This window comes from Alteraurantiacibacter lauratis (genome assembly GCF_037154155.1).
GTDB classification, from domain to species: Bacteria; Pseudomonadota; Alphaproteobacteria; order Sphingomonadales; family Sphingomonadaceae; genus Alteraurantiacibacter; species Alteraurantiacibacter lauratis.
Genome location: NZ_JBANRN010000002.1, coordinates 208,787 through 222,318, shown reverse-complemented (window position 1 = coordinate 222,318; position 13,532 = coordinate 208,787). Strand labels below are relative to the sequence as shown.

13 protein-coding genes and 1 tRNA gene are annotated in these 13,532 nt (G+C 64.3%); 4 read left to right on the top strand and 10 right to left on the bottom strand.

Annotated features, from left to right (window positions below; all coding sequences use genetic code 11):
* Positions 1–97 precede the first annotated feature (97 nt).
* Together WFP39_RS03365 and WFP39_RS03360 are read left to right on the top strand one after the other, a co-directional pair.
* A tRNA-Gln gene (locus WFP39_RS03365) sits at positions 98–171 on the top strand.
* 92 nt (positions 172–263) lie between these two features.
* The gene (locus WFP39_RS03360; RefSeq protein WP_377923243.1) at positions 264–1,175 is read left to right on the top strand and encodes an LOG family protein; all 912 of its coding nucleotides are present in this window, start codon (positions 264–266) and stop codon (positions 1,173–1,175) included.
* Between the two features lie 4 nt (positions 1,176–1,179).
* On the opposite strand, the gene thiD is transcribed toward WFP39_RS03360, so the two are convergent.
* From thiD to glmM, 3 genes are read right to left on the bottom strand one after another with little or no spacing between them, the layout of a single operon-like run.
* A complete protein-coding gene (gene thiD, locus WFP39_RS03355; protein WP_336917721.1) occupies positions 1,180–1,932 on the bottom strand; it encodes a bifunctional hydroxymethylpyrimidine kinase/phosphomethylpyrimidine kinase in 753 nt (250 codons plus the stop codon).
* The gene (locus tag WFP39_RS03350) at positions 1,929–2,153 is read right to left on the bottom strand and encodes a DUF1272 domain-containing protein (protein WP_336917720.1); all 225 of its coding nucleotides are present in this window, start codon (positions 2,151–2,153) and stop codon (positions 1,929–1,931) included. The genes thiD and WFP39_RS03350 overlap by 4 nt, the downstream gene beginning before the upstream one ends.
* Entirely contained in the window at positions 2,153–3,490 is a 1,338-nt protein-coding gene (gene glmM / locus WFP39_RS03345) for a phosphoglucosamine mutase (RefSeq protein WP_336917719.1), read from the bottom strand. Before glmM ends, WFP39_RS03350 begins: the two co-directional genes overlap by 1 nt.
* A 159-nt stretch (positions 3,491–3,649) precedes the next feature.
* On the opposite strand from glmM, the gene WFP39_RS03340 reads away from it, so the two are divergent.
* Positions 3,650–4,261 carry a superoxide dismutase gene (locus WFP39_RS03340; protein WP_336917718.1) on the top strand — a complete coding sequence of 204 codons (612 nt, stop codon included), beginning with the start codon at positions 3,650–3,652 and terminating at the stop codon, positions 4,259–4,261.
* Between the two features lie 60 nt (positions 4,262–4,321).
* Here WFP39_RS03340 and WFP39_RS03335 read toward each other — a convergent pair whose 3' ends face one another.
* From WFP39_RS03335 to WFP39_RS03325, 3 genes are all read right to left on the bottom strand, one after another.
* On the bottom strand, positions 4,322–5,509 hold the full coding sequence (locus WFP39_RS03335; protein ID WP_336917821.1) for an AI-2E family transporter: 1,188 nt from the start codon (positions 5,507–5,509) through the stop codon (positions 4,322–4,324).
* Positions 5,510–5,609: 100 nt separating this feature from the next.
* Complete coding sequence (locus WFP39_RS03330; protein ID WP_336917717.1) at positions 5,610–6,257, bottom strand: sigma-70 family RNA polymerase sigma factor; 648 nt, start codon at positions 6,255–6,257, stop codon at positions 5,610–5,612.
* The gene (locus tag WFP39_RS03325) at positions 6,254–6,427 is read right to left on the bottom strand and encodes a NepR family anti-sigma factor (protein WP_336917716.1); all 174 of its coding nucleotides are present in this window, start codon (positions 6,425–6,427) and stop codon (positions 6,254–6,256) included. The genes WFP39_RS03330 and WFP39_RS03325 overlap by 4 nt, the downstream gene beginning before the upstream one ends.
* Positions 6,428–6,692: 265 nt before the next feature.
* Between WFP39_RS03325 and WFP39_RS03320 the strand changes: the two genes are divergently transcribed.
* The gene (locus WFP39_RS03320) at positions 6,693–8,345 is read left to right on the top strand and encodes a CHASE domain-containing protein (protein WP_336917715.1); all 1,653 of its coding nucleotides are present in this window, start codon (positions 6,693–6,695) and stop codon (positions 8,343–8,345) included.
* A gap of 62 nt (positions 8,346–8,407) precedes the next feature.
* Here WFP39_RS03320 and WFP39_RS03315 read toward each other — a convergent pair whose 3' ends face one another.
* The 4 genes from WFP39_RS03315 to WFP39_RS03300 all read right to left on the bottom strand — a co-directional run bounded on the left by WFP39_RS03315 (position 8,408) and on the right by WFP39_RS03300 (position 13,429).
* On the bottom strand, positions 8,408–10,633 hold the full coding sequence (locus WFP39_RS03315) for a xanthine dehydrogenase family protein molybdopterin-binding subunit (RefSeq protein WP_336917714.1): 2,226 nt from the start codon (positions 10,631–10,633) through the stop codon (positions 8,408–8,410).
* Positions 10,626–11,096, bottom strand: a complete 471-nt coding sequence (locus WFP39_RS03310) for a (2Fe-2S)-binding protein (RefSeq protein WP_336917713.1) — start codon at positions 11,094–11,096, stop codon at positions 10,626–10,628. The genes WFP39_RS03315 and WFP39_RS03310 overlap by 8 nt, the downstream gene beginning before the upstream one ends.
* 124 nt (positions 11,097–11,220) lie before the next feature.
* Positions 11,221–12,513 (bottom strand): NTP/NDP exchange transporter, encoded by a 1,293-nt coding sequence (locus tag WFP39_RS03305; protein WP_336917712.1) that lies wholly within the window; start codon positions 12,511–12,513, stop codon positions 11,221–11,223.
* Complete coding sequence (locus WFP39_RS03300) at positions 12,500–13,429, bottom strand: aldo/keto reductase (protein WP_336917711.1); 930 nt, start codon at positions 13,427–13,429, stop codon at positions 12,500–12,502. The genes WFP39_RS03305 and WFP39_RS03300 overlap by 14 nt, the downstream gene beginning before the upstream one ends.
* Between the last annotated feature and the right edge of the window lie 103 nt (positions 13,430–13,532).

The window sequence follows — 13,532 nt, the reverse complement described above, 5'->3', positions numbered from 1 at the left end:
ACCCGATGTGAACCCCACGGGCAAGCAGGCTGAGGCACGGGGCCCTTGCGAACCCCTTGACGCGATGGGGCACGCATTATAGAGGCGCGCGCTCTGTTGCCCCGTCGTCTAATGGTAAGACTACGGATTCTGATTCCGTCTATCGAGGTTCGAATCCTCGCGGGGCATCCATTCTCTCCCTCTTTATCGGCCTGTGCTGCCTTGCCACGGCAAAGCGCTCTCCCTAGGTCAGCGGCGTGATGAGTGGAGAAGATGCCTTGGATATGCCTGCTGACCGCCCCGAAGATGGTGATAACGAGCTGGGCGAACGCAAGTTCTACCCCGCCAAGAAGGAAGCCGATTTTGCCGACAAGGCCCCGGCTTCCACTGCGCAGACGCGGCATCCTTCCTATCGCCTCGCCTTTCGGGACACCGATTTCCTGCTGCGTGAAGAGCTGCGGCCCGTTCGTTTCCAACTGGAATTGCTCAAGCCCGAAATGATCCTGGAAGAAGCGCGTGTCGGCTCCACGCTGGTGATGTACGGGTCGGCGCGCATTCCCTCGCCCGAACAGGCGGAGAAAATGCGCGAAGGGCTGGGCTACTTGTCCGACCGCGAGCGGACGGTTCAGGAAAACCTGATCGCCAAGGCGAAATATTACGACGAAGCCTACAAGCTGGCGCGAATGGTCAGCGAAAAGGGGCTGGTCGATCAGGGGCAGCGGCAATTCGTCGTCTGTTCAGGCGGCGGCCCGTCGATCATGGAGGCCGCCAACAAGGGCGCGAGCGATGCAGGGGCGGAAAGCATCGGACTCAATATCGTCTTGCCGCATGAACAGGCCCCCAATCCTTATGTGACGCCTTATCTCTCGCTCAATTTTCACTACTTCGCGCTCAGGAAAATGCATTTCCTCATCCGTGCGCGGGCGGTGGCGATCTTCCCCGGCGGCTTTGGTACCTGCGACGAATTGTTCGAGCTTCTGACGCTGGTGCAGACGGGCAAGATGAAGCCGGTGCCGATCATGTTGTTCGGCCGCCAGTTCTGGAACCGGATCGTGGATTTCGAGGGGTTGGTGGAGGAAGGGACGATCAGCCCGGCCGATCTCGACCTCATCCACTGGTGCGAAACGGCGGATGAAGCCTGGCAGTATATCTGCCAGTTCTACAAGCTGAGCGATCCGATCATGGGCTGCGATTGATCGTTCAGCGCACTGCCTGATGGCCCATGGGGCCGTGGCCGGACCCGTATCCCGGCGCGGCCTCCATCGCGCGGCGCACGAACTGGCGCGCCTTTTCAATCGCGCTCTCCAGCTCCTGCCCCTGCGCCAGCAGCGTGGCAATGGCACTGGCGAGCGTGCAGCCGCTGCCGTGGGTGTGGCGCGTCTGGATGCGCGGGCCTTCCCACATCACTGGCACGCGGCCGGGGCGGTGGAGCACGTCCTCTACCGTTGCCCCTTCGGCATCACCGCCCTTGGCAAGCCAGGCAATCTCCTTCGCATCCAGCGCCGCCGCGCCGCCCAGCGCGGCGAGTTCGGGCACATTAGGCGTGGTGAGTGTGGCAAGGTCCATCAGCCAGCCGAACACATCGCGCGTCGCCTCGTCCGCCAGCACGCTGCCGCTGGTGGCGACCATGACGGGATCGAACACGATGGGACAGGGCAGATCTTCCAGCCGGTCGGCCACCACCTCGGCAATGTCGGCGCTGCCCAGCATCCCGATCTTGACCGCGTCGACGCCGATATCGGTCATGCAGGCGTCCATTTGCGCTGCGACCATATCGGGGCTGAGCATTTCCACGCCGGTCACGCCGCGCGTATTCTGCGCGGTGACGGCGGTGATGGCCGTCATGGCATAGCCGCCCAGCATGGTGACGGTCTTGATGTCGGCCTGAATGCCTGCGCCGCCCGAACTGTCCGATCCGGCAATGATCAGGATGCGGGGCGGACGAGTGGTCATGCCTTGTGCCGCCGTACGGTGGAGGGGGGATAGGCGGCGTGATGCCGCCGCGCCCGCGTTGGCCGGTCGAGCAGTTCACCGCCGCAATTAGGACACAGCTCGTCCAGCGCATCGGCGCAGGGCGCGCAATAGGTGCATTCAATGCTGCAGATGAAGGCACCGGGCGCCTCGGCGGGCAGATCAGCGCCGCAACGCTCGCAATCGGGGCGCATTTCCAGCATCAGATGGCAGCTTCCACCGCGCGGCAGATATCGTCCACCACGCGTGTCACCAGCGCCTCGTCATCGCCTTCGGCCATCACGCGGATGAGCGGTTCGGTGCCCGATTTGCGGATGACCAGACGCCCGCCGCTGCCCAGATCCGCCGCGCCATCGGCGATCGCCTGGCGCACGCTGGCAATTTCAAGCGGATCGCCCGCCTCATAGCGCACATTCCTGAGCAATTGCGGCACACGGTCGAACAGATGCAGCACTTCGCTGGCAGGCTTGCCGGCACGCACCAGCGCGCACAGCACCTGCAGCGCGGCAATCGTGCCGTCGCCCGTGGTGGCGTGATCGGTCAGGATCATGTGGCCGGATTGCTCGCCGCCCACATTGTATCCGCCGCGCCGCATCTCCTCCAGCACATAGCGGTCGCCCACCTTGGTGCGCACCAGATCGAGGCCTTGCGCGGCCAGATGCCGTTCCAGCCCCAGATTGGACATGACGGTGGCCACCACGCCGCCGCCGCGCAACTGCCCGCTTTGCGCCATGGCCGTGCCGATCAGCGCCATGATCTGATCGCCGTCCACCTCGCGGCCCTTCTCGTCGATCACGATCAGCCGGTCGGCATCGCCATCCAGCGCGATGCCGATATGTGCGCCTTCGGCCACCACGCGCGCCTTGATCGCGGCGAGATCGGTGGAGCCGACGCCGTCATTGATATTGGTGCCGTTGGGCGACACGCCCATGGCGATCACTTCTGCGCCCAGTTCCCAGATCGCGGTGGGCGCCACGTTGTAGGCCGCACCATGCGCGCAATCGACCACGATTTTCAGGCCATCGAGCCGGATATCGTCGGGCACCGATTGCTTGACTGCGTGGATATAGCGGCCGCGCGCATCGTCGATACGCCGGGCGCGCCCGATATGGTCGCCCTGTGCCAGCTCCTGATCGCGCGCCATTTCGGCCTCGATCGCTTCCTCGTCCGCGTCCGACAGCTTGTAGCCATCCGGGCCGAACAGCTTGATGCCGTTATCGGCAAACTTGTTGTGGCTGGCCGATATCATCACGCCGATATCGGCGCGCATTTCGCGCGTCAGTAGCGCCACGGCAGGCGTGGGCAGCGGGCCGGTGAGGATCACGTCCATGCCCACGCTGGTAAAACCGGCGGTCAGCGCGTTTTCCATCATATAGCCCGACAGGCGGGTATCCTTGCCGATTACCACGCGGTGCTTGTGCGCCCCGCGCAGGAACAGCTTGCCGGCGGCCTGCCCCACCTTCATTGCGGTGGCGGCATCCAGCTTGCCGGCATTGGCGCGGCCCCTGATGCCATCGGTCCCGAAAAGCTTGCGCGCCATGGATATTGTATTCCTTTTTCCCCTGACAGGATTCCTGCGCTTGCAATGCCCAAGGTGAACACCAATGTCACGCCTGCAATCGGGTGGGCAACCAAAGCGCCATTGGCGCGTTAGAGGATGACCCCCGCATGGCGTCAACACTGGCAAGGATTTTCCCCCATGGCTTTCGATCTTCTCCCGCTTCCCTATGACAACGAGGCGCTGGCGCCGGCTATCAGCGCGGAAACGCTGGGCTTTCACCACGGCAAGCACCACAAGGCCTATATCGACAAGACCAATGCCGCGATCGAGGGCACGGACCTTGCGGACAAGAGTCTGGAAGACGTGATCGCAGCCGCCCGTGGCAGCAATCAGGGCCTGTTCAACAACGCGGCGCAAAGCTGGAACCACGGTTTTTACTGGCATTCGCTGGCGCCTTCCACCAACGGCCCCAGTGGCGATCTGGCGGACAAGATCGACGAAGCGTTCGGCTCGCTCGACGATCTCAAGAAGCAGCTCAAGGATCGCGGCGCGGGCCATTTCGCCAGCGGCTGGGTGTGGCTGGCGGAAAAGGGCGGCAAGCTGTCGATCGAGGAAACGCATGACGGCGACACGCTGGTCGATCAGGGCTTCAACCCGCTGCTCACCGTGGATGTGTGGGAACACGCCTATTACCTCGACCACCAGAATGCCCGTCCGAACTATCTGGCGGCGGTGATCGATAATCATCTGAACTGGGATTTCGCGGCCGATAATCTGGCGCGTGGCAGCGCCTGGACCTATCCGGCCTGATAGCGCGATTGCGCGACCGCCAGGGCCCGCCGCGCCGCATCCGGCGCGGCGGGCCTTTGTTCAATCCAGATCGCTCAGTTCGAGCACATTGGCGGCGAACAGCGGCTCGCCAAACAGGAAGCCGATCAGATTGGGCTTGCCCAGATGATCGACCAGCGCGGTCAAGGCCAGCAAGATGGGCACAGACAACAGCGCGCCGGTGACTCCCCAGATCCAGGTGAAATAGGACAGGGCCAGCAGGATCATCACCGGGTTCATGGTGAAACGCGCACCCAGCACTGCCGGGGTCAGCACATTCGATTCCACCGTATGCAGCGCCAGATAGGCCGCCGCCGGCAGCAGCCCGATCAGCGCCACTTCGGCAGAACCAAGACCAAACAGCGCCAACAGCGCCGTCATCACCAGCGGGCCGACATAGGGGATGAAGTTGAGCAATGCGGCAAGTCCGCCCCACATCACCGGCGCATCCAGCCCCATCGCCCACGCCCCCAGCGCCACGATCACGCCCACGCCGAGATTGATGACGCCCACCGTCAGGATATAGGCGGCCACCCTGTCCTGCACATCGCGCATCACCCGCGCGGCCTTGAGGCTGGCATCGACCGGGCTGCGCTGGCCGGAGAGGCGACGGCGCAGCCGCACCCGCGCCTCGATCATGAAGAAGGCGAGCAACAGAGTAAGCAGCACCTCCAGCAACACGGTGGGCGTGGCAAAGGCCAACTGCTCCAGGATACTCGGCCCGGCCAGCACGACTTCACGCCCCTTCTGTTCGCCCACGATCGCGGCAATCTGTTCGTTGAGCTGGGTCACCCAGGCCAGGCTGCTGCGCAACTGGCTGAAATGGTCGCCCACGCGTGCGATCATGGCGGGCACCTGATCATAGAGCGAGACCGCCGGGCGCAGCACCGCAGTCAGCGCAAGCGCCAGAATGCCGATAAACACCAGCATTGCGCACAGCGAGGCGAGGAAATTGGGCAGGCCCAGGCTTGCCAGCTTGTCCGCCAGAGGAGACAGGAGGACGGTAAGAATAAGCGCGGCAACCAGCGGCAGGAACACGACTGCGCCGATGGACAGCACGAAGGGCAGAGCGAGGAACAGGCCCACCGCGATCAGCAAGACAAGCGCGGAAATCAGCCGCAATTCCTGTTCGGCCAGCGCGGTTGCGCGGCGGCGAGGTGCTGGTCCGGTAGCTGGCCCCGTAATTGGCCCTGCCGGCTTCGCGCTCTTGCTGTCACCCCCGGAACTCATCACCGCGCTGCCCCATTCCGGATCAGGCCGTTATCCGACCTTCCCGCACCTGTTTCCGCAACCTTGATGGCGCGGCGCCAGATTACATTCAAGGGAGGCGTCAGCGAAGATGTGCGGACAAACCGTTTCCTGCTGCGACCATTTCCAGTTCGTCCATGATGGCGCGATGTGCGGCAGGATCGCTGCTGGCGCGGTCGGGAACGGTGCCGTCCTCGATCATGCTGGCAAGCGCGGCGCGCGCGCGGCCCACCCGGCTCTTGATCGTGCCCACGGCACAGCCGCAGATTTCCGCCGCTTCCTCGTAGGAAAAGCCGCCTGCGCCCACCAGCAGCAGGGCTTCGCGGCGCTCAGGAGGCAAGGTCAGCAGCGCGCGGTGCAGGTCGGAAAGGTGGATCGGCCCTTCCTGCCCGGCAGGTGCAATCATGATGCGTTCGGCCACCGTCTCGTCATACTCGCCGCGAAAGCGGTTGCGGCGCATATCGGTCAGAAAGACATTGCGCAGGATTACGAAGGTCCAGGCGCGGATCGATGTGCCCGGTTCGAACCGGTCCTGCGCGGCCCAGGCCTTGAGCAGCGTTTCCTGCACCAGATCATCCGCCATGTCCGGACGGCCGCACAGGCCGCGGGCAAAGGCGCGCAGATGCGGCACAACATCGGTGAGCTGTTGTTTGAAGGCGCGCTTTTCCTGAGCCGTGCGGACCGGCGAAGCGCCGACGCCTTCCTGCGCGGCCGGAAGGGGCGCGCTCATTTCTCACCGTCGGCGTCAAGACTGGCGAGCAGTGCCAGCATATCATCGGGCAGCGGTTCGTTCACCACCGAATCGTAGATGTTGCGCAGGCCATCCGCCCATTGGGGCGAGGGTTGGTCGCCCGCACCATTGCCACGGCCACGCCGCCCCTGATTGCGCTTCTCACTCATGTGCTGTTGCATCAAATACCTGGTTTGCCCTCGGCAAAGCTTGCCTCCAACCCTGCCCTGCTGCAAGTGCGCAAGGACAGGGCTGGGGGCCATGTGATCATTTTGCTCGAAAGTTGGAACGAAATCGCCGCAATCCGGTTCCCGCACATGAATTGCTTTTTCTCGCGCGCGAATGATCGTGCAACGGGCAGGCCATGGCGTAAGTGATCTCAGTGTGCGTCGATACGGCGCGCAAGGCGGAGTTTTCTAGGTGGACGGGCGGATTGTGAGGCGCAGGAAAGCCAACAAGTGGCTTATCGCTTATCCGCGCGCCCTGCCTGTGGGGATCTTCATCCTTGTGGCCGCAATCACGATCCTGTCCATCTTCGCCATCGAGAAGAGCGAGGCCGACCGGCTCAACGCGCAATTGAACAGCCGCACCGTTGCCATCGCTTCCGCGCTGGAGCGGCGGGCCAATGCCAGCAGCGCCTATCTGCGCGCAGGTGCCGCCTTGCTCGCCTCGCTCGACGCGGTGGAGCGGGACGGGTTTCGTCGCTTCGTCTCCGAACTGCGGCTCGATTCCGATTACCGCGGCGCGGACGGCCTGGGATGGGCGATGGTGGTGCGTCCGGGCGAGGAGGAACGGTTCGAGGCGATCCTTAACGAAGGATCGCCCGTTCCGCTCCGCATGTTTCCCCGGCCAACGGGCGATCTGCCCTATGCGGTCCCGGTAACCTTCCTGCAGCCCGATACTGAGCGCAACCGCCGGGCGCTGGGTTTCGATATGTATTCCGAGCCTGTGCGCCGCCGCGCCATGCTGGAGGCGGAACGCAGCGCAAGCCCGGTGGCGAGCGGGAAGGTCGTGCTGGCGCAGGAGGTGGACCAGGACAGGCCCGGCTTCCTGATATATATGCCGGTGTTCGAGGCGGCGCCTGGCGGGCGGCGCCTGAAGGGATTCATCTACAGCCCCTTCAATGCCGAGGATTTCCTCGCCAGCGCGCTGGCGCTGGAGGAAAGCGGTGATTTCGGCGTCAGCTATTACGATGGCAGGGTGAGCGAGGAAAACCTGATGGCAAGCACTCTGTCCGATGCGCAGGACAGGATCACCATGCCAGGGGTAACTGTGCCTATCGCCAATTCGCCTTTCATTCTACAGGTCACGCGGCGGCCTGCCGGGGTGTTGACCGGCCTGTCGATGGCCACGCTGATCTTCGGTCTGCTGGTGGCAAGCCTTCTCATGCTGTTGGTTCGTATGCTCACGCGTCAGGCAATCGAGGACGAGCGCTCGCTGGTATGGTTCGAGGAGCAGGCATCGATCCGCAACTCGCTCACCCGCGAACTCAATCACCGGGTGAAGAACACGCTGGCGAATGTGCTTTCGATCATTGCGCTGACCCGCCGCCGGGCCGACAATGTGGATGATTTTGCCAACTCGCTCGACGGGCGCATCCGTGCACTTTCCGCCACGCACGATCTGCTGACACGTTCGGACTGGGGGACGACACCGGTAGCTGAAGTGGTGCGCGCGGAACTGCGCCCCTATGCGCATGAGGCCGACCGTGTGGTCGACATGGGCGGGCCGCCAGTGGAACTGGCCCCGAACGATGCGCTGTCGCTGGGGCTGGCGATCCATGAACTGGCGACGAATGCCGCCAAATACGGCGCTTTGAGCCAGCCGGGCGGACGGGTCAGCGTGATGTGGGAACTGGCCGCGCCCGACCTGGTGCGGGTGGACTGGCGGGAAAGCGGCGGCCCGCCCGTGCCCAAGCAGCGCGGGCGCGGTTTCGGCACCGATCTGATCGAACGGATTGTCGCGCATGAATTACGCAATCCGGTGAAGCTGGATTTTGATCCTGAGGGCGTACGCTGCCGCCTGTTGATCCCCGTGCGCCAGCGCAGCGAATTCGCCATCCGCGCGCAAGCGGCAAGCCTGTCCTAGACAGCAAAACGCCCCCTTCCGGGTGCCGGAAGGGGGCGGGCCTGTTTCGCTGCCTGTATACCTCAGGCGAACAGCGAGGTATCGATCGGCAGGCTGCGCACGCGCTTGCCGGTGAGCGCAAACAGCGCATTGGTCAGCGCCGGGATCACCGGGGGCAGGGCAGGTTCGCCAAGGCCTGTGGGCGGGTTGTCGCTCAGCACGAATTCGGCATGAATCGTGGGCGTCATCGGCATACGCGGCAGTTGGTAATTGTGGAAATTGGACTGCTTGACCGCGCCGCCCTCGATCTCCACCGCCAGTTGCAGCGCCTGACCGATCCCGTCGATGATCGATCCCTCGACCTGGTTCATCGCGCCGTGCGGGTTGATGATATGCGCGCCCACATCGCCGGCGCACCATACATTGTGCACCACCACCTGGCGGCGGGCATCAAGGCTGGCTTCGACCACTTCGGCGAAATAGCCCTGGTGGCTGTAGTAATAGCCAAAGCCCAGCGCATGACCTTCCGCCACCGGCTGGCCCCACTTCGCCATTTCCATGACCTTGCGCGTCACCGCGCGCACGCGGCGCGGGTCGAACCCGGCCTGCGGGCCGGTAAAGCCCATCACGGTGCCTTCCGGCTCTGCCCCTTCGAGAATATCGAGCAGGAGCGTGGGCAGATCGCGGCCGCTTGCGTGCGCCACTTCGTCAAGGAAGCTCTGGAACACAAATGCGACCGCGTTGGAGGTAGGCGCACGCAGCGCACCCATCGGCACCGCGGTGCGCATCTTGGTCTGTCCATAGCGGACATTGGGCACGAACTTGGCCGGAAACTCGTCCGCCGGCATGGCCGCGGGGTTGAACGCGCCGCCGTTGATGTCGAAGGTGACGAAGTGATCCTCCAGCCCCACGATCTTGCCGCTGGCATCCAGCCCCGCGCGCAATTTGTGCCATCCGGCCGGGCGGTAGAAGTCCGACCGGACATCGTCCTCGCGGCTCCAGATCAATTGCACCGGCGTGCCGGGCATCCGGCGGGCAATCGCGGCCACCTGCACCATGTAATCGTTATTCAGGCGCCGGCCAAACCCGCCACCCATGCGAGTGATGTTTACCTTCACCTTGTCCGGCGTGGTCCCCAGATATTGCGCCACGGCCATCTGTCCCGCTTGCGGCAGCTGGCTGGGGGCCCACATTTCCATCACGCCGTTTTCATGCAGCAAGGCGGTGCAGTTCATCGGCTCCATCGCCACATGCGCAAGGAAGGGATAGGAATATTCCGCCTCGATCACCTGCGCGGCAGAAGCAAGTGCCGCATCGACATCGCCGGTATTGGTGAACACTTCCTGCGGGTGGCCTGCCGCCATCGCGGCGCGGGCATCGGCATCGTATTTGGCGGTGGAATGGGTGGCCCATTCGCCGTTGTCCCACTGCACGTTCAGCCGTTCGCGCGCCTTGTTGGCGAGCCACCAGTTGCGGGCAATCACGGCAACGCCATCCACCAGCTCGTCTGCCTTGCCATTGCCCTCCACCACGAAGGCGTCGATCACGCCGGGTGCGGCCTTGGCGGCCTCGATGTCGGCCGACACAAGCTTCGCACCGAATACAGGCGAGCGTTCATAGGCGGCATAGACCATGCCGGGCAGCTGCGTATCGACACCGAAAATGCCTTCGCCGCGCACGATCCTGGGGCTGTCGATCCCGCCAATAGCGCGACCGATGATGCGGAAATCGGAGGCGTTCTTGAGCCGCACGCTGTCCGCCGCCGGAACCGGCAGCAGCGCTGCATCGCTCGCCAGTTCGCCGTAAGTGGCGCGGCGGCCTGATGCGCGGTGCACCACCACGGAAGGTTCGGTGGTCAGTTCTGCCATCGGCACGCCCCACCGGGCGGAGGCCGCGCCCAGCAGCATGGCGCGTGCGGCAGCGCCGGTCTGGCGCATGGGGATCCAGTTCATCGGCGTGGCAAAGCTGCCCCCCGCAATCTGCGGGCCGTATTTGGCCGCATCGGTATGGCCCTGCACGATTTGCACCTGATCCCAATCGGCGTCCAGCTCCTCGGCAATCAGCATGGGCAGCATCGTCTTGATACCCTGGCCGATTTCGGGGTTCTTGCCGACAATGGTTATGACATTGTCCGGGCTGATCGTGACAAAGGCGTTGAGTTCGGCAGACGCGGCCCCGCCCGCCGCTGCATGGGCGGCAACCGGGAAGCTGGCTGACATTGCCAGCCCGCCGCCCGCCAGCGCGGACACTTTCAGGAAAGCGCGGCGGCCCAGCTGCGGCCCGCGCTCTTGGGGCAGGTCCTTAAGCATTGGCCACGCCCTCCTTTGCGACTTCCGCAATCGCGCGGTGGATGCGGGTATAGCAGGCGCAGCGGCAGATATTGCCCTGCATTGCGCCTTCGATCTGCCGGTCGGTGGGATTGGGGTTGTTGGTGAGCAGTGCGGTGGCGGTCATCAACTGGCCCGCCTGGCAATAGCCGCACTGCATTACATCCTCGTCCAGCCAGGCCTGTTGCAGCGCCTGGCCCACGGGGGTCTTTTCCAGATGTTCGATCGTGGTCACCTGCCGGTCGCCGATCGAACCGATGGGAAGCGAGCAGGAACGCGCGGCCTGCCCGTCCACATGCACGGTGCACGCGCCGCACATGCCGATGCCGCACCCGAACTTGGTGCCGACCATGCCCAGTTCCTGGCGCAAGACCCACAACAGGGGCATTTCGGCGGGCGCGTCAATCTCGCGCGTTTCGCCGTTGATAGTGACCGAAAAGGCCATGCAGCGTCTCCCGATAAAACCAGCGCGCGGATGGTAGGACGGCGCGCGAAATTGATCCTGTCCGGAATGCAGGATACCCCGTGGCGCCTCTTGTGCCAAGTGGGCCAAGGGCCATGCGCCTGCATCAATGTGTCGCAGGAATATCCGCGACCCGGTCATGCCGCCTGCCGATGGCATATCCCAGCAACGCCCAGATGCCTGCCGCTGCCATCCCGGCAAATCCGACCATGCTGAGCGAGGCGACCGCGACAATGCCCGTATAGGCCCAGCCCGAAATCAGATCGCCCCCACGGTAAACCAGCGTGTCGATGGCGTTTTTCGCCTTGTACTTCGTTTCGGCATCGAGCGGCGCGAACAGCATTTCGCGGCCCGGCCGCACCAGCGCATATTCCCCCACACGCCGCACGATCATCACGAAAGCGAGCACCGGGAATGTTGCCGCCATGGCGAGCAGGCCAAAGCCGAACATCATCATGGCCGGAACCGCCACCAGCAGCACCGTCACACCCAGCCGCCGCGCCAGCCGTCCAGTGAAGAACAGCTGGATGCCGATGGTAAGTGCCTGCACCGTCACATCGAGTGCGGCAAATACCTGCGTCTGCTGCGCCCGGTCCGGGAAAGTCGCCTCCACGATGCGGGCCTGTTCAAAATAGAGGAAGGTGGTGGCAGTCGTCAGCAGCAGAACGAAAGCGGAAATCGAGAGAAGATAGGGCGAACGCGCAATCAGCGTCAGCCCTGCCCAGACAGACCCGGCAATGCGCGGCGGCGGCGGGCCGTCGGCACGCGGGCCCATCCTCTCGCGCCAGGCCAGAAGGCGGCGCACGAACACCAGCGTCACGAGCAACAGCGCGGTGGAAATCAGCAGCAGCCCCGGTTCGCCCACATGGCCCACCAGCAGTCCGGAGATCAGCGGCCCCGCCAGCCCGCCCAAACTCGCCCCGGCGGCGATCTGCCCGAACAGCCGGTGGCCGCGGTCGCGCTCGAACATGTCGGCCATCAGGCTCCACGCGATGGAGATGACGAACAGGTTCATCACCGACAGCCAGATGTAGAAGGCGCGCGCGATCCACACATTGTCCGGGTCCAGCGCCAGGCTGGCGGCAAAGCCTGCCATCACGACGGCAGATACGGAATAGAGGATCGGCAACAGCCGTCGCCGCTCCATGCGCGAGGCGACCCAGCCATAAAGCGGCACCACTACCAGCGTGGCGACGAAAGTGCCCGTCCACAGCCATTGGATATTGTCGACGCCGCCCGCGATCGCGAAAGTCTCACGCACCGGGCGCAGCATGAAATAGCTGGCGAACAGGAAGAAGAACAGCGCGAAGCCATCGGCCACTGCGGGCACTTCATCCCGTTCGGCCACGATCAGGCGGGCAAGGCCCCTTATCGGAGCCGCCCCGTCAGAGCGCGTCAATGAACGCTTCCATTCGCGCACGCAGCGCGGCATCTGGCAACACGCCCGCGGCCGCGCCCAGATTGTCCTCGGCATAGGCGACCCGGTCGGTGCCCGGAATGGCGATGGGCCGGCAGGGGTGTGAGATGATATATTTCAGGAACACCTGCGCCCAGCTCGTCGCGCCGATGTCCGCCGCCCAGCCGGGCAATTCCAGCCCGCGCGTGACCGAAAACAGGCGTTCGCGGCCAAAGGGGAGATTGATCATCACCGGCAGGTTCAAGTCCTGCGCCAGTGGCAGGATGCGTTCGGCGGCGCTGCGGTTGTCGAGCGCGTAATCGATCTGGATGCAATCAAGCGGCTCGCGCCGCATCACCGCTTCGAATTCCTCGTATTGCGGCTTGAACGAGGTGGTGATGCCCACCGCCCCTACGCGGCCGGCATCCTTGGCCCGGCGGATCAGCGCCAGCTGGTTATCCAGATCGCGCAGATTGTGCACCGCCACCAGATCGAGGAAATCGGTCTGCAGATGCGCAAAGGACTGCTCTAGCTGCGCCGCGCCTTCCTCTGCGCTGCTCGCGCCGATCTTGGTGGCGATGTAAAGCTGGCTGCGCGTCCCGGTTTCGGCGATCAGGCGGCCCAGCACTTCCTCTGCCCGGCCATAGGACGGTGCAGTGTCGATTACTCTGCCGCCCAGCTCGGCGAAGCGGGCGATTGTGGCGCGTAAGGGGGCGTGATCCTCTTCGGTCTGCGGATCCTGGTAATTGCGCGCGGTGCCCATGCCCACCAGCGGCACATCGCCCGCGGGGGGCAAGGGGCGCATATTGTATCCGGCCTGCGCCAGCGCGGCGTTGCCAAGCAGCGTGCCCGACGCAGCAGTGACCAAGGGGGCGGCGGCAAGACCAGCCAGGAATTCGCGACGATCAAGAGCCCGCATCAGCCTGTCCTCGTGATGAACCCGTCCGGGCGGAAGTCTAGCATTGCGACCCTTTCGCAAACCAGTCGCATTTTGTCGCAACGCAAAAGGGCCGCCTCCCCAT

What these genes read in the sequence shown, in the direction of transcription:
- WFP39_RS03360 (WP_377923243.1), top strand. Translation starts at nt 264, where the DNA reads ATGCCTGCTGACCGCCCCGAAGATGGTGATAACGAGCTGGGCGAACGC.
- thiD (WP_336917721.1), bottom strand. Translation starts at nt 1,932, where the DNA reads ATGACCACTCGTCCGCCCCGCATCCTGATCATTGCCGGATCGGACAGT.
- WFP39_RS03350 (WP_336917720.1), bottom strand. Translation starts at nt 2,153, where the DNA reads ATGCTGGAAATGCGCCCCGATTGCGAGCGTTGCGGCGCTGATCTGCCC.
- glmM (WP_336917719.1), bottom strand. Translation starts at nt 3,490, where the DNA reads ATGGCGCGCAAGCTTTTCGGGACCGATGGCATCAGGGGCCGCGCCAAT.
- WFP39_RS03340 (WP_336917718.1), top strand. Translation starts at nt 3,650, where the DNA reads ATGGCTTTCGATCTTCTCCCGCTTCCCTATGACAACGAGGCGCTGGCG.
- WFP39_RS03335 (WP_336917821.1), bottom strand. Translation starts at nt 5,509, where the DNA reads ATGAGTTCCGGGGGTGACAGCAAGAGCGCGAAGCCGGCAGGGCCAATT.
- WFP39_RS03330 (WP_336917717.1), bottom strand. Translation starts at nt 6,257, where the DNA reads ATGAGCGCGCCCCTTCCGGCCGCGCAGGAAGGCGTCGGCGCTTCGCCG.
- WFP39_RS03325 (WP_336917716.1), bottom strand. Translation starts at nt 6,427, where the DNA reads ATGAGTGAGAAGCGCAATCAGGGGCGGCGTGGCCGTGGCAATGGTGCG.
- WFP39_RS03315 (WP_336917714.1), bottom strand. Translation starts at nt 10,633, where the DNA reads ATGCTTAAGGACCTGCCCCAAGAGCGCGGGCCGCAGCTGGGCCGCCGC.
- WFP39_RS03310 (WP_336917713.1), bottom strand. Translation starts at nt 11,096, where the DNA reads ATGGCCTTTTCGGTCACTATCAACGGCGAAACGCGCGAGATTGACGCG.
- WFP39_RS03300 (WP_336917711.1), bottom strand. Translation starts at nt 13,429, where the DNA reads ATGCGGGCTCTTGATCGTCGCGAATTCCTGGCTGGTCTTGCCGCCGCC.